We start from the raw sequence: 21,448 nt of genomic DNA on the forward strand, positions 1-21,448 counted from the left end.
GGATGAGTTTTTCGTGGATTGCTTCGCAATAATAGACCATCCACCACAATATCCCAAACCTTGGTAAAAAATTTACTTTTCTGTAATACCAACAAAATTCAGGCTAAAATCATTTTTCTTTGCGACCTGATAAAAAATCTTAATCCAGATGTTGCAGGTTTCTACCATAGAAAAAGAATTTGACCGATGCTTAAAAGGTCTTGAAAAGCGAGGGATAAAAGGAGCAGAAATCCTACTAAAAGATGCGCTTCAATTAGACGAAAGCAGAAAGAAGCTCCAGGGCGAGCTGGATGAAATCCTGCATGAGTCAAATAAGCTGGCGAAAGAGATCGGTCAATTTTTTCAGCAGGGAAAACGAGAAGAGGCTGAAGCTGCAAAAGTGAGGACGTCTGATCTGAAGCAAAAAAGCAAAGCACTGGGAGAAGAGCTGGGAGGTATAGAAGAGTCGCTCACCAAACATCTTTATAATATTCCCAACATTCCTCATGAATCTGTCCCTGCGGGCAAATCTGATGAAGATAATGAAGTAGTGAAGCTTGCAGATGAAAACATTCCGAATCTTGGAGATCATAAAAAGCCTCATTGGGAGCTGATAGAAGAATATGACATCATTGATTTCGAACTGGGTAATAAAGTGACCGGTGCGGGATTCCCTTTTTACAAAAAACAAGGAGCCCGTCTGGTCAGAGGGATGATCAACTACTTCCTTGATAAAGCTGCTGAAGGTGGTTATGAAGAAGTACAGCCTCCGGTATTGATAAATGAAGCATCAGGACTAGGTACCGGACAGCTGCCTGACAAAGAAGGACAGATGTATCATAGTGAAGCCAATGATCTGTATTTGATACCTACTGCCGAAGTTCCGATCACCAACATTTACCGGGACGTAATCCTTAAAGAGGATCAGCTGCCTATCATGCATGCCGGACATACACCGTGCTTTAGAAGAGAGGCCGGATCCTGGGGTTCGCACGTCCGGGGATTGAACCGTCTGCATCAATTTGATAAGGTGGAGATTGTTCAGGTGGTAGAACCGTCCAAATCATACGAGGTGTTGGATCAAATGGTAGCTCATGTGGAAGAACTAATCAAGTCTTTGGGCCTCCCCTACCGAATCTTGCGATTATGTGCCGGTGACCTTGGATTCACGTCTGTTCTTACCTATGACTTTGAGGTTTACTCTGCTGCACAGGAAAAGTGGCTGGAGGTCAGCTCTGTATCAAATTTCGAAGCATTTCAGTCAAATAGGTTAAAGCTACGAATCAAGAATAGCGATGGGAAGAAAGAACTTGCTCATACTTTAAATGGTAGTGCGCTTGCTTTGCCACGAATCATTGCTGCTATTTTGGAAAACAACCAGACTAGTGATCATATCAAAATGCCAGAGGTATTGCATCCTTATCTTGGATTTAAGGAGATACGGAAGGGGTAACAACCTCTGATGTAATCTTATTCGCGGATTAATTTTTTGATAGCTAATTTCATAATCCAATAAATTGAAACCTATGAAGAAATTAATTTATGCAATGACAATTCCATTGTTATGGGCTTGTCAGCCGCAGGAACAAAAAGCAGCAAACCTCACCTACCCTGAAAGTAATAAAGTAGATACCACTGATATTTATTTTGGAACAGAAGTACCAGACCCGTATCGCTGGCTAGAAGATGATAATTCTGAAGAGACGGCCAACTGGGTAAAGGCTCAAAATGAAGTAACCGATTCCTACTTAAACAATATCGACTTCAGAGATAAAGTTAAAGCTCGACTAACCGCTTTGGAAGATTATGAAAAAGTAAGTGCCCCTTTCAAACGTGGAGACTACTACTATTTCTATAAAAATGACGGACTACAAAATCAGTCTGTCCTATATCGGGTAAAGAATTTTGATGACGAACCTGAAGTCTTCCTTGACCCCAATACATTTTCTGAGGATGGTACAACAGCACTTGGAGGCCTGAGCTTCTCCAATGATTACAAGTACACCGCTTATAACATATCTGAGGGTGGCTCTGACTGGCGCACTGCATATATCATGGATACTGAGACCAAAGAACTGCTTGATGATGAAGTTAAATGGATCAAGTTTTCAGGAATGAGTTGGTATAAGGATGGGTTTTACTACCAACTATTTGATGAGCCTAAAGAAGGCGATGAGTTATCTGCAGCTAATCAATATGGGAAAGTATATTACCACAAGGTTGGGTCAGATCAGTCAGCAGATGAACTTGTCTATTCAAATCCTGACAATGCAGAAAATAGATTTGGTGCAGGAGTAAGTGATGACGAACGTTTTCTTTTCATCTATTCTTATGTTGGCACCAGTGGAAATGAACTCTACGTAAAAGATCTTTCGAATCCTAACAGTGACTTTATCCCGATCATCACAGGTTTTGACAATGACCACTACATTGTAGACAATGACGGTGATGATCTGATCATCCATACAAATTTGGACGCTCCAAACAACCGAATCGTTAGAGTCAGTTATCAAAATCCCACTCCTGAAAACTGGGAGGATATGATCGCTGAAACGGAGAATGTGATGAGTGCGAGTACAGCTGGCGGTAATATTTTCACTTCCTATCTCATAGATGCCAAAACTGCGATCAGGCAGTATGATTATCAAGGCAACCTGATTAGAGATGTAGAGTTACCCGGCATTGGAACCGCTGGTGGATTTGGTGGAGCACAGGAAGACGAAGAATTGTTTTACACATTCACCTCTTTCACAACTCCTTCATCGGTTTACAGATATAATATTGCCTCAGGCGAATCAGACCTGCACAGCAGACCAGAATTAGACTTTGACCCTGAAGTTTACGAGACAAAGCAGATTTTCTATACTAGCAAAGACGGTACTGAAGTTCCAATGTTTATTGTTCACAAAAAAGGAATTGAGCTGAACGGAAAAAATCCTACTTGGCTTTATTCCTACGGCGGTTTCAATATAAGTCTTCAGCCATCTTTCAGTACCTCTCGCCTGGTGTGGCTGGAAAATGGTGGCGTGTTTGCTATGCCGAACATTCGAGGTGGAGGAGAGTATGGTGAAGAATGGCACAAGGCAGGAACTAAGCTCCAAAAAGTCAATGTATTCGAGGATTTCATAGCAGCTGGTGAATACCTTATTAATGAAGGCTATACTTCATCGGAGTATCTGGCACTTCAGGGTGGATCTAATGGCGGCCTCCTTGTTGGAGCTACTATTAATATGCGACCTGACCTGGCTAAGGTAGCTTTCCCTATGGTAGGAGTGATGGATATGCTTCGCTATCAAAACTTCACCATTGGTAGAGCCTGGTCAGCAGACTATGGTACCTCAGAGGATTCGGAGGAAATGTTTAAATACCTGTACTCCTACTCCCCTGTTCACAACATAGATCCTGATGCTACTTATCCTGCGGTAATGGTCACAACAGCAGATCACGATGATCGTGTGGTGCCTGCGCACTCTTTTAAATACGCTGCTACGCTTCAGGAAAAAAATCCAAACAACCCTAATCCTTTACTAATACGTATTGAAACCAAGGCAGGGCATGGTGCGGGGATGTCCACTGAAAAGCGAATCGAGCTTTACAGTGATATGTATTCGTATGCATGGTACAACATGGGAGTGATTCCGGAAATTGCTAAAAAGGATATGTAAGTTTAGATGATTCAAACAAGCCCTTCTTCATTTCGGGGAAGGGCTTTTTAATTTTACAGCTATGATTGAAATAAGAAAAGGACTAAAGAAAGATTTACCGAGCGTGCTGGATCTGATAAAAGAGCTTGCCGTCTATGAAAAGGCATTAGATCAGGTAGCAAATACAGTTGAGCGAATGGAAGAAGATGGATTTGGAGATGATCCTGTATTTGGATTTATCGTCGCTGAAGAAAACAACCAGATCATAGGTACTTCTATATACTATTATAGATACAGCACATGGAAAGGTAAACGTCTCTACCTGGAAGATTTGGTTGTCACAGAGTCAAAGCGAGGAGAAGGGGCAGGAAAACTCCTATTTGAAGCGACCCTTGAAATAGCGAGAAAAACAAATTGCTCAGGTATGATGTGGCAGGTACTCGATTGGAATGAACCCGCCATCAATTTTTACAAAAAATATAATACCCGATTTGAGGCCGAATGGCTCAACTGTAACATTGATTTCTAAACTTCTTCAAGTACCGTTCGGAAAGCAGCCATTTTTGTCCCGTATCGGATAATCGACTTCTTTTGAATTTTTGGTGCTACCGTATTCAAATAAGTTTCGAGATGACCCAATGTTTCTGCCATATACTGGATGGCGTAGGTAGACCCGGTATCATCCTGCCCCTCCGATAGCATCTTCATCATTCGATACTCCATAAAAAAACCCGTATCCATCACCTCTGGAATATGAATGTCTTTCATCCATCCTATCCAGTCATCTTCTACATCAGAATCTATATTGACAGTAACATTGTATAAAATCATGCGTGCTTTTATTAGGTTTGGCAAATTAAGGATACGAAAAATTAACCACCTTAGGTTTTAAACAATTTAATATCACCACCGGTTAAAATGGGAATGAGTGTCTATTCCATAAAAGATCTTGAACATCTATCCGGCATCAAAGCCCATACCATACGTATATGGGAACAACGATACCAACTATTTTCCCCGGAGCGAACACCTACCAACATTCGATACTACAATGATGATGATCTAAAACTTATTCTGAGCATTGCAACGCTTAAAAATCAGGGAATGAAAATAAGTAAGATTGTTGCAATGCCTAGAGATCTTATTCAGCAGGAAGTTCATAAAATAAGTGAGGGTGATAAATCAGAAGAAGACCAAATAAGCGGGCTTACGCTAGCGATGGTTGACTTGGATGAGTCTGTCTTCAGTTCAATTTTAAATGAAACAATCGAACTGATGGGCTTTGAAAAAGCCATGATGAATGTGATTTATCCTTTCATGAAAAAGATAGGGATTCTTTGGATGACCAATGCAATTAATCCGGCTCAGGAACATTTTATAACTCATTTAGTTCGTCAAAAGCTAATTGCTGCGACAGATAAGGCAAATGTCAATGTTGAAGGCCCACTCTATTTACTTTTTCTTCCTGAAGGAGAATTACATGAGCTTGGGTTACTATTTGCAAATTATGTTTTACGTTCACGAGGAATTAGAACCGTGTTTTTTGGACAGACGGTACCACTAGAAGCACTAGAAGAAGTTTACCACAAGCTTCACCCTCAATGTATTATGACTGCCCTAACCACAGCACCCGAATCTATCGAAGTGCAGAAATATGTGGATAGGTTGGGAAATAAATTCAAAGATTGCACCATCTACATCACTGGAAGTAGAGTAGTCGGTCAGGATATATCTATTTCGCAAAACATGCAAATCCTCAATCAATTTGAAGATCTTTTCGAGCTGGCCCCAAAGGCTCACCTAAAAGCATAAATCAGGTTCTGGCGTAATCTTTTCAGATAGTAAAATTATTTTGTTTAATCTTTTTTCTTTTTTGTTAAACATAAATTATATAGTTTCGTTTAACATTTTAAACTAAACGTTAAACAAAATGACAGCTTTAGAATTCGGTTATAAAATTGAGAATCTGACCAGTTCACTCAAACCTTATGCTTTGAAGTTGACTAAAGATGGTGAAGATGCCAATGACCTTCTCCAGGAAACTGTATTCAAAGCTTATAATAACAGGGATAAATTTCAGGATGGCACTAACCTAAAAGCTTGGATGTATACCATCATGAGAAACACATTCATCACCAACTACCAGCGAATGGTGAGAAGAAATACATTCATTGACACAACAGATAATAACCATTTTCTAAATTCATCAAGCTCAATTATTGAGAATGGAGCTAAGGGAAATTTTGTCATGAATGATATCAATGCCGCAATTGAAGGATTAAAAGACATGTACAAGATTCCTTTTACCATGTATTTTAGAGGCTTCAAATACCACGAGATTGCCAACAAGCTCGATATTCCAATTGGAACTGTTAAAAACAGAATTCACATTGCAAGGAAGGAGCTGAAGAAAGGATTAAAAGTATATGCAAACTAAGAATTTCCATAGTAGAGTTGTAGTGATAGGGGCCGGATTTTCCGGCCTTTCTTGTTCCTGCCATCTGGCAAAAATGGGCTATAAGGTCACGCTTCTAGAAAAGAACGACCAACCCGGAGGAAGAGCCAGAAGCTACAGCGATCAAGGATTCACCTGGGACATGGGGCCTTCTTGGTATTGGATGCCTGACGTTTTTGAAAAATTCTTTGACTCTTTTGGAAAAAAAGTTTCAGACTACTACCAGCTCGACCGCTTAGATCCATCCTATCGAATTAAGTTCAAGAATAATACAATAGACATACCGGCAAGTATGGCTGAGCTTGAGCAGCTCTTTGAAGAAATAGAGCCTGGGAGCAGTAAAAAACTCCGCTCTTTCCTAAAGCAGGCCAAATACAAGTATGATGTTGGAGTAAAGAAGCTGGTGTATAAGCCCAGTAGGTCACTTCTTGAATTTGTGGATATCAAATTGCTTTTGGGGTTATTGAAAATGGACGTATTCACATCTATCTCCAAACATGTTAGAAAGCATTTCAAAGATGAGCGTCTTATTCAGTTGATGGAATTTCCCATTCTATTTCTTGGAGCAACCGCCGAAAATACCCCTGCACTCTACAGCCTAATGAACTATGCCGATCTCTCGCTTGGCACATGGTACCCAAAAGGAGGCATGCACTCCGTTGTGAAAGGAATGGTGAAGCTGTCAAAAGAGCTTGGAGTAGATATAAAAACAGGGGAAGAAGTCACTGACTTCTCATTCGATGGAAATAGAGTAGTATCAGTTAATACCTCCAAAGAATCTTATGCATGTGATATGGTAGTAGCAGGGGCTGACTATCATCACATAGATCAGCATATTCTACCGGAATCGTTTCAGAATTACAGTAGAAAATACTGGGACAGCCGTGTGCTCGCACCTTCTTCCCTCCTTTTTTACATTGGTGTGAGTAAAGAGCTTCCTAAACTTCAGCATCACACATTATTTTTTGACGAAGATTTCAGACAACACGCAAGTGAGATTTACGATAACCCTCAATGGCCAAGCAAGCCACTACTGTATGTTTCTGCTACATCTAAAACCGATGATTCGGTTGCCCCTAAAGGAAATGAAAATCTGGTGATTTTAATCCCCGTAGCTCCTGACATTGAAGATACTGAGGAAACACGTGAAAGGTATTTTGATCTAATCATGGACAAACTTGAAATCTTTACCGGCGAAAACATTCGTGATCACATCATTACAAAACGAAGTTATGCTCATAAAGAATTTATCGAAGACTATCATTCGTTCAAAGGCAATGCCTACGGATTGGCGAACACCTTACTTCAAACCGCAATTTTGAAGCCTTCCTTAAAAAACAAAAAACTGAAAAACCTTTATTACACAGGTCAGTTGACAGTACCAGGGCCCGGCGTTCCTCCATCACTCATCTCCGGTGAGGTGGTAGCAAAAGAAATCGCCAAAGATTTTCCTATTTTTAAAAAATAATGGAACACCTATATACACAAACGGCGTTCGACTGTAGTAAGCTGATCACGCAGACATACAGCACCTCATTTTCTTTGGGTATCCGCACACTCAATAAAAAATATCACGCTCCTATTTATGCCATTTATGGTTTTGTGAGATACGCCGATGAGATTGTCGATACCTTTCATGATCATGATAAAGGGAAGCTTCTCATTCGTTTTAAAAAGGACACTTATCAGGCCATCGAAGAAGGAATTAGTTTAAACCCCGTTCTCCATAGTCTTCAGCAAGTTGTCAATCAGTACAGCATTGATCTGGATCTTATCGAAGCATTTTTGGTGAGTATGGAAATGGATCTGAGCAAGAAAGACTATGATGATCCTGAATACAAAAAATACATCTATGGAAGTGCCGAAGTAGTTGGACTTATGTGCCTGAAGGTTTTTTGTGATGGTGATCAGGAAGAATATGAAGAATTATTAACTCCTGCCAAACACCTTGGCTCGGCTTTCCAAAAAGTAAACTTTCTAAGAGATATAAAAAGTGATTATGATGAACGGGGCAGAGTTTACTTCCCGGGGGTAGATTTCAATAGATTTACTGAGGATGAAAAAAAACACATTGAAGCTGATATCAAAGAAGAGTTTCAGAAAGCACTAGTTGGGATTAAAAAGCTACCCAGGGGGGTGCGAGCTGGAGTATACCTGGCATATATCTACTACACGGTATTATTCAAAAAAATTACACGACTCTCTCCAGAAAGGATCAAGTCGGAGAGAATACGAGTTCCTAATTTCAAAAAGCTGTTACTCCTTATTAAGAGTTACTTTCTTCACAAGCTTAACTTCATTTCAGAATGAACAAGACTACCTTTGTTTTAGTTATTTAAATGTTAATTATTAGCTAAATGCAGATAGTAGTAAATATTCTGATTGTGATTGGAACCTTCCTTTTTATGGAGGGGGTTGCGTGGTTTACACATAAGTTTATCATGCATGGGTTCTTATGGAGCTGGCATAGATCACATCATAAAGTTCATAATCATCCACTTGAGATGAATGACCTTTTTGCAGTAGTGTTTAGTATCCCATCAATACTTACGATTTACTTTGGATACGCTAATTACGCAGAGTTTTGGTGGCTTCTGTACATTGGTATTGGGATTCTTTGCTATGGTATTTTCTATTTCATCTTCCATGACATTATCGTCCACAGACGAATCAAAATCCCGTTCAAAGCAAAAAGCAAATACATGAAACGAATCATGCGTGCACACTATGTACACCATGAGAAACATACTAAAAAAGGAGCTGAAGCATTTGGTTTTTTGTATGCACCAAAAAAATACGAGAAATAACGCTTCAACATCATCATTTGATAAAATGAATTTCGTTACATTTGATAATCATTAACGAATCGGCTTGTTTTATCAAACCAAAAAAAGCGAGCTAAATGGCAGATCAAAAAAAAGAAGAAGCTTGGGGAGCCATCGAAGGTTTCTCAAACTACGAAATCTCCAATAGAGGAAAAATCCGCAGTAAAACCAGAAAGGTTTGGCATAAAGGTAGCAAGACCCACATGAAGTTGCGTGGTAAGCTCATGCGCCAGCGGTGGAACAAAATATGTAAATGTTATTTTCTGGACCTTATTGATGATAACGGTAAGAGAAGAACGGTATATCCACATAAAGAAACCGCTAAGGTTTTTGTGAAGGGTAATAGTCCGGAAAAGACCATGATCATTCACAAAGACAATAACCCACGAAACAACTACTTCGAAAACCTGGAATGGATGACTCCATCAGAGCATATGAAGTGGCAGTTTGAAGTTGGAAACAAAAACAACTACAAAGTCTGGAAAACAAGGAAGAAAAGGTATAAGAATGGTTTCAAACCTGATACTGTTCTTCCCGGAAGGCCAAAGAAGAACAAATCAAAAGCTTGATAGCTATAAAAGAGTAAGGGGCTCCAAATGGAACCCCTTTTTTAATACTCTAACTAACCTAACCTAAAATCGCTTAACGCAATATCTTTCCCACTTCCCTTTCAACAAGGAAGTGTAACTATAATACAAATCGGATTTGAAATTACTTAGCAGATGGCTCTACGCTAACGTAGGATCTGTCTTTTTTCCCTTTGTGGAATTTTACCACACCATCAGCTAGTGCGAAAAGCGTGTGATCTTTTCCAAGACCAACGTTTTGACCTGGGTGGTGCTTAGTGCCTCTCTGGCGAACGAGGATATTTCCAGCAACAGCTTGCTGTCCACCGAAGATTTTTACACCGAGTCGTTTACTTTCTGACTCTCTTCCGTTTTTCGAACTACCTACACCTTTCTTATGTGCCATGAGATTTTATCCTTTAATGTCTTCGATCAAAATTTTAGAAAACTGCTGACGGTGACCATTTTTCACCCGGTAGCCTTTTCTTCTTTTCTTTTTGAACACGATTACTTTATCGTCTTTTACATGCTCAAGAATTTTTGCAGAAACTTTGGCTCCTTTTACAGTAGGTGCCCCTACCTTCACCTTGCCATCATTATCTACCAGTAGCACTTTATCAAAGTCTACTTTTGCGCCTTCTTTACCTTCCATTAACGGAGCGTAAAGGAATTTGTCTTTCTCTGCTTTATACTGTTTCCCAGCAATGTCTACTATCGCGTACATTTTATCTTCTTTTGAAAAAAGGATTGCAAAGATACCATTCTAATATGAATATCCAAACACCGAGTATGGATAAAACACACTAAAAATATTTTTTATTTTTTTTTCACTTTTTTTTACCCCCTTTTCTGCGTGTTTTCCTCAAAGTAGCAATTACAAAATTGGAGTCTAAATCACTAAAATACAATTCGTTATAATAAATTTCAATTATCCAAATCACACCTTCCGCACCCGTAATAACTGCTTGGAATTTCGCGTCGTTTTTAACACATTTGTAGACAAGCCGCGAGAAAAAATAAACCACTCTTAGGGCTGTATCCCGAGACTTAAAAAGTTTTAAAAAAGCACTTCAAAAAAGATGAGCCTAAGGGGGATTTTATTGTTTGTGTAATAGAATAAACTATTCGAAAAACAGAAAATTATGAGCGACACAGCAGCACATGTAGAAGAACCTATTCTAAAAGAGAATAAAGATCGTTTTGTTCTCTTTCCGATTCGGCATAATGATATCTGGGAATTTTATAAAAAGGCAGAAGCCAGCTTTTGGACAGCTGAGGAGATTGACCTGAGCCAGGATTTAAAGGATTGGCAAAATACCATGAACGATGATGAAAAGCATTTCATTAAACACGTGCTTGCGTTCTTTGCTGCCAGCGATGGAATCGTGAATGAAAACCTGGCTGAAAATTTTGTTGCAGAAGTACAGTATACCGAAGCAAAGTTTTTCTACGGATTTCAGATCGCAGTAGAAAACATTCACTCTGAGACCTACTCATTATTAATAGATACCTACGTAAAGGACCCAAAAGAAAAAGATTATCTCTTTCATGCCATTGAGACAATGGACTGTGTAAAGAAAAAAGCAGATTGGGCACTAAGATGGATCGATGAAGGAAATTTCGCTGAAAGATTGGTTGCTTTTGCTGCTGTAGAGGGGATCTTCTTCTCGGGAAGCTTCTGCAGTATCTTCTGGTTGAAGAAAAGAGGCTTGATGCCAGGGTTATCGTTCTCTAATGAATTGATCTCGAGAGATGAGGGTCTTCACTGTGATTTTGCGTGCTTGCTATATAATAACCACGTTAAAAATCAGCTTCCGAAAGAAACCGTCCAGGCGATCATTAAAGATGCTGTAGAAATAGAAAAAGAATTTGTAACCGATGCTCTTCCAGTAAAATTAATTGGCATGAACTCAGACCTGATGTGTCAGTACATTGAGTTTGTTGCGGATCGACTTTTGGATGAGCTTGGGTGTGACAAAATATATAATTCAACCAACCCGTTCGATTTCATGGAGATGATTTCTCTTCAAGGGAAAACAAACTTCTTTGAAAAACGAGTGGGTGAATATCAAAAAGCCGGAGTAATGGATAACGGCGAAAGCGGAAAAGACAAATTCTCACTTGATGAAGACTTTTAAATTATTTGTAATCACCTTATCACGATAGCCTATGTTAGTTGTAAAAAGAGACGGAAGACGAGAGTCAGTAAAATTTGACAAAATCACAGCTCGAATTGAGAAGCTGTGTTATGGTTTAAACGCAGACTATGTAAAGCCTGTAGAAATTGCCAAGAAGGTAATTGATGGGTTATACGATGGTGTATCTACTATCGAACTGGATAACCTGGCTGCAGAGACAGCTGCCACGATGACCACACGTCACCCTGATTTTGCTAAGCTGGCAGCTAGAATCTCAATCTCTAACCTTCATAAGGTTACTGAGACCTCATTCTCGAATACTATGAAGAGAATGTATGAGTACATCAATCCAAAAACAGAAGAGAATGCCGCGCTTCTCTCAAAAGAAGTTTACGGGATCATCAGAAAGAATGCGAAAAGACTGGATGATGCGATTGATTACAACAGGGATTACAACTACGATTACTTCGGCTACAAAACATTAGAGCGTTCCTATCTGATGAAACTCGATGGCAAAATTGTGGAGCGTCCACAACACATGCTTATGAGAGTTTCCGTAGGTATCCATGGTGAGGACATTGAGTCTGCAATTAAGACATACGACTTGATGTCTGAAAAATGGTTTACCCACGCGACTCCTACGCTATTTAATGCAGGTACTCCTAAGCCACAGCTTTCTTCTTGTTTCTTGCTTTCTATGCAAGACGACAGCATTGACGGAATCTATGACACCCTGAAACAGTGTGCTAAAATTTCCCAGTCTGCCGGTGGTATCGGCCTTAGCATACATAATGTAAGAGCAACAGGCGCCTATATCAAAGGAACCAATGGTACTTCCAACGGAATCGTCCCAATGCTTCGAAACTTTGATATGACTGCCCGGTATGTCGATCAAGGCGGTGGTAAGAGAAAAGGAAGCTTTGCTATTTATCTCGAGCCATGGCATGCAGACATCTTCGATTTCCTTGATTTAAGAAAAAATCACGGTAAGGAAGAATTGAGAGCGAGAGACCTTTTCTACGCACTTTGGATTCCTGATCTTTTCATGGAACGTGTAGAAAGCAATGGAGATTGGACGCTGATGTCTCCGGATGAATGTCCAGGACTATTTGATAGTTACGGAGATGAATTTAAAGCACTCTACGAAAAGTACGAGCGTGAAGGAAAGGGAAGAAAAACGGTAAAAGCTCAGGACCTTTGGTTTGAAATTCTTGAGGCACAAATTGAAACCGGTACTCCTTACATGTTATATAAGGATGCCGCGAACAAGAAGTCAAACCAGAAGAACCTTGGCACCATCCGATCAAGTAACCTATGTACTGAGATCATGGAGTACACTTCTAAGGATGAAGTAGCTGTTTGTAACCTGGCCTCAATCGCTCTTTCACGATTTGTGATCGATGGTAAGTTTGATCATCAGAAACTTTATGAAATAACTAAAGTAGTTACCCGAAACCTGAATAAGGTGATCGATGTGAACTACTACCCGGTACCAGAAGCAAGAAATTCCAACATGAAGCACCGTCCTATCGGTATCGGTGTTCAGGGGCTTGCTGATACTTTCTTGCTATTGAAGATGGCTTTCGAGTCTGACGAAGCACGAAAGCTAAATAAAGAGATCTTTGAGACCATCTATTTTGCTGCAATGGAGACCTCCATGGAGATGGCAATAGAAGAAGGCCCTTATGAGACATTCAAAGGCTCTCCTGTATCTAAAGGCGTATTCCAGTTTGATATGTGGGGTGTCACACCAGACTCAGGACGATGGGATTGGACGGACCTGAAACAAAAGGTGAAAAAGAATGGAGTGAGAAACTCATTACTTCTTGCACCTATGCCTACAGCATCTACCTCTCAAATACTTGGAAACAATGAGTGCTTCGAGCCTTATACGTCCAACCTATACTTAAGAAGAGTGCTTTCAGGTGAATTCATCGTTGCAAATAAGCACCTGATGAAAGAGTTGATCGACCTTGGACTATGGGATGAGCGTATGATGAATCGAATCAAAGCTGAGAATGGATCTATACAGAACATCCCGGAAATCCCGGAAGAGATTAAGGAAAGATACAAGACCGTATGGGAGATCTCTCAGAAAGCGATCATTGACATGTCTGCTGATAGAGGAGCATTTATCTGTCAGAGCCAGAGCTTGAACATCCACTTACAAGATGCCAACTTTGGTAAGATGACCTCTATGCACTTCTATGCATGGAAAAAAGGTCTGAAGACAGGTATGTACTACCTGAGAACAAAAGCAGCAACGGATGCGATCAAGTTTACTGTATCGAAAGAAAAACAAGAGCAGCCAAAGGAAGCAGCAGCCGTTCAGCCGGTAGACGCTCAGACACAAGCACAGATTGATCAACAGGCGGCAATGCAATGCTCGCTGGACAATCCGGATGATTGCGAAATGTGTGGCTCTTGATTCAAAGAGTTAATAGTATTTAATAAGTGTAATTCTAGATTTAGAGAAGCCCTGGCCAATGTCAGGGCTTTTTATTTATCCCACTCAGATATATCCTATTTTATCCATGTATAATTATGTAATTTAGTCTTTCACTAAAATCACAGTTATGAAAAAGCTATTTACACTGGTACTGGTCGCATGCACACTCACAGCATTTACACAATGCAACGATTCATTCTTCCCATTTAATGAAGGCGTAAGTTTTGAACAAACAGCCTACGATAAGAAGGGAAAAGAGCAGGGCAAAAGCATGAGTGAAATTGTTACAGTGGATGGCTCCTCAGCCGTTGTTAAAAATGTGTTCTTCGACAAGAAAGGGAAAGAAGTAGCTGATGGAGAATACACCATCATTTGTGAAGGGAATATGATCAAAATGGACTTCAATAAATTCATTCCCGATGGCATGCTGGATCAATATGGCGATGCGGAGGTGACCGTAGAAGGAGATTTCATCACAATCCCAAATGACCTGCAAGAAGGTCAATCCCTGCCCGATGGCTCAGGCACAGTTACAATCAAAATGACAAGTGCGGCAGCTATGAACATCACCATGGATATGACCATAACTGACAGAAAAGTAGAGAAAGTGGAAACGCTAAATACCCCTGCAGGATCATTTGACACGTACAAAATATCACAAAATACGATCGTAAAAATGAATATGATGGGCATGAATAAAACCACTGAGAATTCATCAGCATCGTGGTATGCGAAGGGTGTGGGTATGGTAAGAAATGAGAATTACGACAAAAAAGGAGACCTGATGGGATACACAGAGCTAACATCGTTTGATAATTGATTGAAAGTTCAAATTTCTCTTTGCGAAAAGCTTTTACATTTTAGAAGAAAAATCCTATCTTTGCCGTCCTAAAATTTTAGAATACAGAAAAGCGTTATGGCAAACCATAAATCGGCACTTAAGAGAATAAGAAGCAACGAAGCAAAGAGACTGAGAAATAAGTATCAGCACAAAACGACTCGTACGTTTATCAAGAGACTAAAAGATACGACTGATAAAAAGAAAGGGGAAGAGCTTCTTACACAAGTTGTTTCTATGGTGGATAAGCTTGCTAAGAAGAATATCATCCACAAAAACAAAGCTGGTCACCTTAAGTCTCAGCTGACTAAGCACGTAGCAGGTCTATAAGACCAATTTTTAAAGACATTTTTTTTACCCTGTGTGAGCAATTGCACAGGGTTTTTTATTTTGCAAGCAGTTATGGAAGATAACCGTTTGACAATAAAACGATGGGCAGAAGAAGACCGCCCGCGTGAGAAACTCTTATTGAAGGGTAAAGCCTCACTTTCTGAAGCCGAACTCATTGCCATTCTTATAGGGTCGGGTAATACCGAGCAAACCGCAGTTGAGCTTTCACAGCATATTCTTCGTCAGTGTGAAAACAATCTTGCCAATCTTGCACGTCTCTCTATCAAAGACCTTCAGAAATTCAAAGGTATTGGTGAAGCTAAAGCGATTTCCATTGTAGCAGGACTGGAATTGGGGAGAAGACGAAAAGAATCTGAACCCTCCAAAAAAGCAAAAATCACTTCATCTCAAGATGCGTTTCAAGTCCTCCAGGGTGACATGATGGATTTAAACCATGAAGAGTTTTGGCTGCTTTTGCTTAAACGAAACAATGAAGTAATAAAAAAGGAAATGCTGAGTCGTGGAGGCGTTTCAGGAACGGTGGTGGATGCTAAGATCATTTTCAAGCGCGCACTGGAAGAAACAGCTAGCGGCTTGATCTTGGCTCACAACCACCCCAGTGGAAATCTGAAACCCAGCCAGGAAGACATCAACTTAACCAGGCGACTGAAAGAAGCTGGTAGGTCTCTCGATATTTCAGTCCTTGATCACCTGATCATCACGGATCACTCCTTTTTCAGCTTTGCTGACGAGAGCCTGTTATAAATCATGTTTGTGGTTTTAATGCAACAAATAAAACAACCTATTATCCCTCTTTGGAAGACGGTCCGACGTTTCGGGGTAGGGAGAGAACATTAATAATGGTTTTATTTGTTGTTGGAATTAATAACTAGTTAGAATGAAAAAAGCCTGGCTAATTCTGATACCCGTTACATTAATTGTATTCTTTATGATGCGTTCGGGAGGAAGTGATGAAAGCTATAAGCAGGAGATCAACCAGTTTTGGGAAGACAGGCACGACTTTTTCAAAACTTCCAAAGCCAGCCCGTTTGTTCAAAAAGAAGTTGACTATGATGAGGTGGAATTCTTTGAGCCTAACCCGGACTACAAAGTAAATGGAACCTTAAATCGTTTTACAAAGCGAGAAACAATCACACTTGGAAATAGTGATGGCACATCAACTACTTATCTCAAGTTCGCAGATGTGAACTTTAAAATCAACGGCCAAGAGTATTCATTGCTACTTCTAAAGGCACTTGGGTTTGGCAACCAGTATCTATTGGCTTTCGGTGACGCCACAAGTGGGGATACCACGTACGGCGGAGGTCGCTACCTCGATGTAGCGATCGGAAAATCTGATCAGATCACGTTAGATTTCAACAAAGCATACAATCCGTACTGTGCTTACTTCGAGGATTTTACTTGTCCACTCCCGCCGCGGGAAAATCTTTTGGATGTTGCAATTGAGGCTGGCGAAAAGAATTATCCGTATTAGATACCTAAACCCCACGGACAGCTTACCAGATTCTTTATTTTTGCTCTCTTAAATTCAGAGATAGAGTAGAATGAAGATATCTTACAATTGGCTGAAAGAATACATCAACTTTAAAGAGACTCCAGAACAACTCGGAGATATTTTAACCCAGACCGGGCTGGAAGTTGAAGGCATTGAAAAAGTTGAAAAAATTCTGGGAGGACTACAAGGTATTGTCGTTGGAGAAGTGATGTCTTGCGAGAAGCATCCAAATGCCGATAAGCTCAAAGTGACGAAAGTTGACATTGGTGCAAAAGAACTGTCAGATATCGTCTGCGGAGCTCCCAATGTAGCTAAGGGACAAAAGGTCTTAGTAGCAACCGTGAACTCTACCATCCACCCAACAAACGGTGAGCCATTCAAAATCAAAAAAGCCAAAATCAGAGGGGAAGTTTCAGAGGGAATGATCTGCGCAGAGGATGAGTTGGGTCTGGGCACCAGCCATGACGGCATCATGATACTGGATACAGATAAGCCAAACGGCACACCTGCCATCGAGCTTTTTGAAACAGGAGAAGACCATGTATTTGAAATTGGTCTAACTCCTAATCGCGGAGACGCTACTTCCCATATGGGCTCTGCCAGAGACCTGAAAGCCTACTTTAGGAAAGAACTGGAAATCCCTAAGCCTGAATCATTTGAAATTAAAAATGATCGCCCCATTTCAGTCGAGGTTAAGGATTACAAAAGATGTCCGAGATTCTCGGGTATCACTATTAGAGGCATTAAAGTTCAAAGTTCTCCAGATTGGTTGCAGTGGAAACTTCGCTCAATAGGGCTGGAACCAATCAACAATGTGGTTGACATCACAAACTATGTCCTACACTCTTTGGGTCAACCAATGCACGCGTATGATGCAGCCCATGTGAAAGAGGATAAAATCATTGTCAAAACCTTGAAAGATAATACTCCATTTACCACACTAGAAGGTAAAGAAAGAAAGCTAACAAGCAATGACCTGATGGTTTGCAATGGTAAGGAAGAAGGCATGTGTATGGCCGGAGTTTTGGGAGGACTGACTTCCGGTGTTACGGAAGAAACGACCGACATCTTTCTGGAAAGTGCTTACTGGGAGGCCGATGGAATTCGTTCATCAGCTCAATATCATACCATTTCTACAGATGCATCCTTCCGCTACGAACGAGGAGCAGACCCTGAGATGACTGTACCGGCGATCAAGCTTGCCACCTCGCTTATTCTGGAGCTGGCTGGAGGACATGCTGCCTCTGAGATTGTGGACTTATACCCTAATCCCATCAAGAAAAAAGAGATAGACATCACCTTCCAAAACTTCCATTGGTTGATCGGAAAAAAACTGGACAATAAGCTGATCATTGAAATTCTGAACTGGCTGGATATCAAGACAGAGAATGTAACTGATACAGGTTTCAAGGCGATCGTTCCGGCATATCGCAGTGATGTAACCAGACCGGCAGACCTGGTTGAGGAGGTGCTTCGAATCTATGGATTCAATGAAGTGGAGCTTGATGAGGATTTTTCTGCCGACTATCTGGCAGAATTTAATGAGCATGAACCATATCGTGTTCAGGAAGACCTTTCCAGGTACCTTGCTGGGAGTGGATATTCTGAAATCCTGACAAACTCATTAACTAACGCCCGGTATTATAAGAAATTCACGCTAGGTGGCGAGCCGGTTGAAATGCTGAATCCTTCCAGTGAAGAATTGACAATTATGAAAACCTCACCGGTTTACACTGCTCTGGAGTCTGTTGCTTATAACGTCAATCGTCGTAACCCCAATCTGAAGTTTTTCGAGTTTGGACGGTCATATAAAAAAGAGGGTGAAGAGTATAAAGAGACTGAATGGCTCTCTTTCTACCTGACTGGTAATACGCAACAAGAAAACTGGCTTGATGAACCAAGAAAGAATTCGTTTCATGACTTAAGTACGACAGTCATGAGTATGCTCAAGTATGCAGGTATACGAAAAACCGAAATCATTCCCTCTGAAAAGGGTACTCTTTATGAATATGGTGTTGTGATTAAGAAGGAAGGAAAGATGCTTGGCTTATTAGGCAAGTTGAAGAAAGAGTTACTTTCCATTTACGGAATTAAGCAGGACGTTTTCCATGCTCAACTCGATTGGGAAACAGTACTCAAATTATATAAGACTGACGTGGCATATGAGCCAATCCCAAAATTCCCGGAAGTAAAACGAGACCTTTCATTGGTGCTGGACAAAAGCGTATCTTACGCTGACATCCAGCAACTTGCCTTCAAGCAGGAAAAGAAATTATTGAATAGAATGAACCTTTTTAGCGTGTACGAGGGGGATAAGATAGAAAAAGGAAAAAAAGCTTATGCAATTAGTTTTTTTCTTCAAGATAAATTCAAAACTTTAACAGATAAACAGATAGATAAAAGCATGAGTGCACTAATGAGTCTTTATGAAAAAGAACTCGGTGCGGTCATCAGAAAATAAGATGCCTAGCGAAAAATTATATCGTGAATTTCAGAACCTGGAACGTAAGATTCAGTTGGTAATCGGCGAAAACAAGCGCCTGAAAGACGAATTGAATGTAGCTAGGAAGGAAAATGGCACCCTGAAAGAGAAAATGGAAAGCCAGCAGGCAAGTCTAAGTTCCTTTCAGGATCAAATGAAAATAAGTAAACTCGTAAATAACAAGGTAGTCAGTGATGGAGATTCGGCACAGCTGAAGGAGACGATAGATGGCTACATCAAGGAGATAGATAAATGTATTGCCCATTTGGCAGAATAATTAAATGAATACCGAATGGCTGAACTATCCATAAAAATCAGAATTGGGAACAGGGAGTATCCCATGAGAGTGAAAGCGGAGGATGAGGAACGGATTAGAAGAGCAGGAAAACTTTTAAATGAGAAAATAAAAAATTACCAAAACCAGTTCGGCATAGATGACACACAAGACCTGGTAGCAATGGTAGCTTTTGATTGTCTGGTTGAGAAGCTTAAAAGAGAAGAATCATCTGATGCTTCGGATGACTTTGCTCTGGGAGAAATCTCAAAACTAAACCAGCTTATCACGAACTCGATCTGATTATATCGCCCTTGATCTAGACACACCTGACTGTCCTGTTATTTGATTCATTCAAATACACACAGATGGACACCACAATTATTATCGTAATAGCCACCGTCGCAGGTACTATAGTAGGCCTGTTGATCGGACGCTCTATGCAAGGCAAGAATGCCAGCAAGAAAGTAAAAGAGGCTGAGGAACAAAGTAAGTTGATCCTAAAAGAAGCAGAAGTCACTGCGGAGAGTATTAAAAAAGATAAAATTCATGAAGGAAAAGAGCAGCTCTTCAAGTTGAGAAGTGAGTTTGAAGAAGAGTCTGCACGAAAGAAAAACATTCTTTTAACCAATGAGCAAAAGCTCAAGCAGAAGGAATCAAACCTCAACAAGCAATTTGAGCAGGTCAAACGAAAAGAAGATGAGCTGGACAGCTTAAAGGAGACTCTTGCAAATCAGATGGAAATTGCTCGTCAGCGTAAGGAAGAATTTGAAAAAATGCAGAAACAGCAAGTTGCCATTTTAGAAAAAGCGGCAAACCTTCCCGCTGAAGAAGCCAAAGCTCAATTAATGGAGGCGTTAAAAGATGAGGCCCGAACCAGTGCCTCCGCTCACATTAAAGAGATCGTAGAAGAAGCAAAAATGACTGCCACCAAAGAGGCAAAGAAGGTGGTTGTAGAAGCCATACAGCGCACAGCAACCGAGCATGCCATTGAAAACACAGTCTCTGTATTCAATATCGAGAGTGATGATATCAAAGGAAAAATTATTGGTCGTGAAGGGCGAAATATTCGTGCACTTGAAGCTGCCACGGGTGTTGAGATTATTGTGGATGATACACCGGAGGCTATCATCATTTCAGGTTTTGATCCGGTGAGAAGAGAAATAGCCAGACTTTCCCTTCACCGATTGGTTCAGGATGGAAGAATACACCCGGCCAGAATCGAAGAGATTGTAAACAAGACGACCAAGAATATCGGCGATGAAATCGTAGAAATAGGAGAAAGAACGGTCATCGACTTGGGTATCCATGGATTACATCCTGAATTGATCAAGATGGTTGGTCGCATGCGTTTCCGATCATCCTATGGACAAAATCTCCTGCAGCACTCCAGAGAGGTAGCAAATCTTTGTGCTACATTGGCATCTGAGCTTGGCCTAAACCCCAAACTGGCTAAGAGAGCAGGGTTACTCCATGATATTGGCAAAGTATGGCCGGATGAACCAGAGAAGCCTCACGCAATTATCGGAATGGAACTGGCCCAGAAATACAAAGAAAACGCAGAGATATGCAATGCCATTGGTGCGCACCATGATGAGATAGAGATGACATCTATGATTTCTCCGATTGTCCAGGCATGTGATGCTATTTCAGGATCTCGTCCGGGAGCAAGGCGTGAAATCATGGAGCAATACCTGAAGAGACTGAAAGATTTGGAAGGTATCGCACTAAACTTTGAAGGAGTGAACAAATGCTATGCGATTCAAGCAGGACGTGAACTTCGTGTATTGGTCGACGCAGAGAACGTGGACGACAAGCACGCAAGCGATCTATCGTTTAATATCTCACAAAAAATAGAGAAGGATATGCAGTATCCGGGACAAATAAAAGTGACAGTAATAAGGGAAACGCGTGCTGTAGCGTTTGCCAAGTAGCATTCTGTAATTAAAAAA

Annotated in this window: 22 protein-coding genes; 19 read left to right on the forward strand and 3 right to left on the reverse strand. The window is 40.6% G+C overall.

Going from position 1 to position 21,448, the window contains the following annotated elements; genetic code table 11:
* The first annotated feature begins 148 nt into the window (after positions 1-148).
* The 3 genes from serS to ACOQON_RS14465 all read left to right on the forward strand — a co-directional run bounded on the left by serS (position 149) and on the right by ACOQON_RS14465 (position 4,152).
* On the forward strand, positions 149-1,432 hold the full coding sequence (gene serS, locus ACOQON_RS14455) for a serine--tRNA ligase (protein WP_420576128.1): 1,284 nt from the start codon (positions 149-151) through the stop codon (positions 1,430-1,432).
* Between the two features lie 73 nt (positions 1,433-1,505).
* The gene (locus ACOQON_RS14460; protein ID WP_420576129.1) at positions 1,506-3,644 is read left to right on the forward strand and encodes a prolyl oligopeptidase family serine peptidase; all 2,139 of its coding nucleotides are present in this window, start codon (positions 1,506-1,508) and stop codon (positions 3,642-3,644) included.
* Between the two features lie 61 nt (positions 3,645-3,705).
* Positions 3,706-4,152 carry a GNAT family N-acetyltransferase gene (locus ACOQON_RS14465; protein WP_420576130.1) on the forward strand — a complete coding sequence of 149 codons (447 nt, stop codon included), beginning with the start codon at positions 3,706-3,708 and terminating at the stop codon, positions 4,150-4,152.
* On the opposite strand, the gene ACOQON_RS14470 is transcribed toward ACOQON_RS14465, so the two are convergent.
* On the reverse strand, positions 4,149-4,454 hold the full coding sequence (locus ACOQON_RS14470; protein WP_420576131.1) for a DUF4286 family protein: 306 nt from the start codon (positions 4,452-4,454) through the stop codon (positions 4,149-4,151). The genes ACOQON_RS14465 and ACOQON_RS14470 overlap by 4 nt on opposite strands.
* A gap of 93 nt (positions 4,455-4,547) precedes the next feature.
* On the opposite strand from ACOQON_RS14470, the gene ACOQON_RS14475 reads away from it, so the two are divergent.
* The 6 genes from ACOQON_RS14475 to ACOQON_RS14500 all read left to right on the forward strand — a co-directional run bounded on the left by ACOQON_RS14475 (position 4,548) and on the right by ACOQON_RS14500 (position 9,472).
* Positions 4,548-5,435: a MerR family transcriptional regulator gene (locus ACOQON_RS14475; protein WP_420576132.1), complete on the forward strand. Its 888-nt coding sequence runs from the start codon at positions 4,548-4,550 to the stop codon at positions 5,433-5,435.
* A 118-nt stretch (positions 5,436-5,553) separates the two neighbouring features.
* Positions 5,554-6,060 carry an RNA polymerase sigma factor gene (locus ACOQON_RS14480; RefSeq protein ID WP_420576133.1) on the forward strand — a complete coding sequence of 169 codons (507 nt, stop codon included), beginning with the start codon at positions 5,554-5,556 and terminating at the stop codon, positions 6,058-6,060.
* Positions 6,050-7,546 carry a phytoene desaturase family protein gene (locus ACOQON_RS14485; RefSeq protein ID WP_420576134.1) on the forward strand — a complete coding sequence of 499 codons (1,497 nt, stop codon included), beginning with the start codon at positions 6,050-6,052 and terminating at the stop codon, positions 7,544-7,546. The genes ACOQON_RS14480 and ACOQON_RS14485 overlap by 11 nt, the downstream gene beginning before the upstream one ends.
* Positions 7,546-8,388 (forward strand): phytoene/squalene synthase family protein, encoded by an 843-nt coding sequence (locus ACOQON_RS14490; protein ID WP_420576135.1) that lies wholly within the window; start codon positions 7,546-7,548, stop codon positions 8,386-8,388. Before ACOQON_RS14485 ends, ACOQON_RS14490 begins: the two co-directional genes overlap by 1 nt.
* Positions 8,389-8,435: 47 nt before the next feature.
* Positions 8,436-8,885 carry a sterol desaturase family protein gene (locus ACOQON_RS14495; RefSeq protein WP_420576136.1) on the forward strand — a complete coding sequence of 150 codons (450 nt, stop codon included), beginning with the start codon at positions 8,436-8,438 and terminating at the stop codon, positions 8,883-8,885.
* Between the two features lie 95 nt (positions 8,886-8,980).
* A complete protein-coding gene (locus tag ACOQON_RS14500; RefSeq protein ID WP_420576137.1) occupies positions 8,981-9,472 on the forward strand; it encodes an NUMOD4 domain-containing protein in 492 nt (163 codons plus the stop codon).
* Positions 9,473-9,614: 142 nt separating this feature from the next.
* Here ACOQON_RS14500 and rpmA read toward each other — a convergent pair whose 3' ends face one another.
* Together rpmA and rplU are read right to left on the reverse strand one after the other, a co-directional pair.
* The gene (rpmA, locus tag ACOQON_RS14505) at positions 9,615-9,875 is read right to left on the reverse strand and encodes a 50S ribosomal protein L27 (protein ID WP_420576138.1); all 261 of its coding nucleotides are present in this window, start codon (positions 9,873-9,875) and stop codon (positions 9,615-9,617) included.
* Positions 9,876-9,881: 6 nt separating this feature from the next.
* Positions 9,882-10,193: a 50S ribosomal protein L21 gene (gene rplU, locus ACOQON_RS14510; protein ID WP_349563742.1), complete on the reverse strand. Its 312-nt coding sequence runs from the start codon at positions 10,191-10,193 to the stop codon at positions 9,882-9,884.
* 418 nt (positions 10,194-10,611) lie between these two features.
* Between rplU and ACOQON_RS14515 the strand changes: the two genes are divergently transcribed.
* The 10 genes from ACOQON_RS14515 (at position 10,612) to rny (ending at position 21,430) form a co-directional block, all read left to right on the forward strand.
* Positions 10,612-11,607, forward strand: coding sequence for a ribonucleoside-diphosphate reductase small subunit (locus ACOQON_RS14515; protein ID WP_420576139.1), 996 nt, complete (start codon positions 10,612-10,614; stop codon positions 11,605-11,607).
* 31 nt (positions 11,608-11,638) lie between these two features.
* Positions 11,639-14,035, forward strand: coding sequence for a ribonucleoside-diphosphate reductase subunit alpha (locus ACOQON_RS14520; RefSeq protein WP_420576140.1), 2,397 nt, complete (start codon positions 11,639-11,641; stop codon positions 14,033-14,035).
* Positions 14,036-14,183: 148 nt separating this feature from the next.
* The gene (locus ACOQON_RS14525; RefSeq protein ID WP_420576141.1) at positions 14,184-14,876 is read left to right on the forward strand and encodes a hypothetical protein; all 693 of its coding nucleotides are present in this window, start codon (positions 14,184-14,186) and stop codon (positions 14,874-14,876) included.
* 96 nt (positions 14,877-14,972) lie between these two features.
* Positions 14,973-15,224, forward strand: coding sequence for a 30S ribosomal protein S20 (gene rpsT, locus ACOQON_RS14530; protein WP_420576142.1), 252 nt, complete (start codon positions 14,973-14,975; stop codon positions 15,222-15,224).
* A 72-nt stretch (positions 15,225-15,296) separates the two neighbouring features.
* On the forward strand, positions 15,297-15,989 hold the full coding sequence (gene radC, locus ACOQON_RS14535; protein ID WP_420576143.1) for a RadC family protein: 693 nt from the start codon (positions 15,297-15,299) through the stop codon (positions 15,987-15,989).
* Between the two features lie 133 nt (positions 15,990-16,122).
* A complete protein-coding gene (locus ACOQON_RS14540) occupies positions 16,123-16,719 on the forward strand; it encodes a DUF1684 domain-containing protein (protein WP_420576144.1) in 597 nt (198 codons plus the stop codon).
* A 70-nt stretch (positions 16,720-16,789) separates the two neighbouring features.
* Complete coding sequence (gene pheT, locus ACOQON_RS14545; RefSeq protein ID WP_420576145.1) at positions 16,790-19,201, forward strand: phenylalanine--tRNA ligase subunit beta; 2,412 nt, start codon at positions 16,790-16,792, stop codon at positions 19,199-19,201.
* Positions 19,167-19,499 carry a hypothetical protein gene (locus ACOQON_RS14550; protein ID WP_420576146.1) on the forward strand — a complete coding sequence of 111 codons (333 nt, stop codon included), beginning with the start codon at positions 19,167-19,169 and terminating at the stop codon, positions 19,497-19,499. The genes pheT and ACOQON_RS14550 overlap by 35 nt, the downstream gene beginning before the upstream one ends.
* Positions 19,500-19,514: 15 nt before the next feature.
* The gene (locus ACOQON_RS14555; protein ID WP_420576147.1) at positions 19,515-19,799 is read left to right on the forward strand and encodes a cell division protein ZapA; all 285 of its coding nucleotides are present in this window, start codon (positions 19,515-19,517) and stop codon (positions 19,797-19,799) included.
* 65 nt (positions 19,800-19,864) lie between these two features.
* The gene (gene rny, locus ACOQON_RS14560) at positions 19,865-21,430 is read left to right on the forward strand and encodes a ribonuclease Y (protein WP_420576148.1); all 1,566 of its coding nucleotides are present in this window, start codon (positions 19,865-19,867) and stop codon (positions 21,428-21,430) included.
* The last annotated feature ends 18 nt before the right edge of the window (positions 21,431-21,448 follow it).

It is taken from the genome of Ekhidna sp. (assembly GCF_965221965.1).
Lineage (GTDB): Bacteria > Bacteroidota > Bacteroidia > Cytophagales > Cyclobacteriaceae > Ekhidna.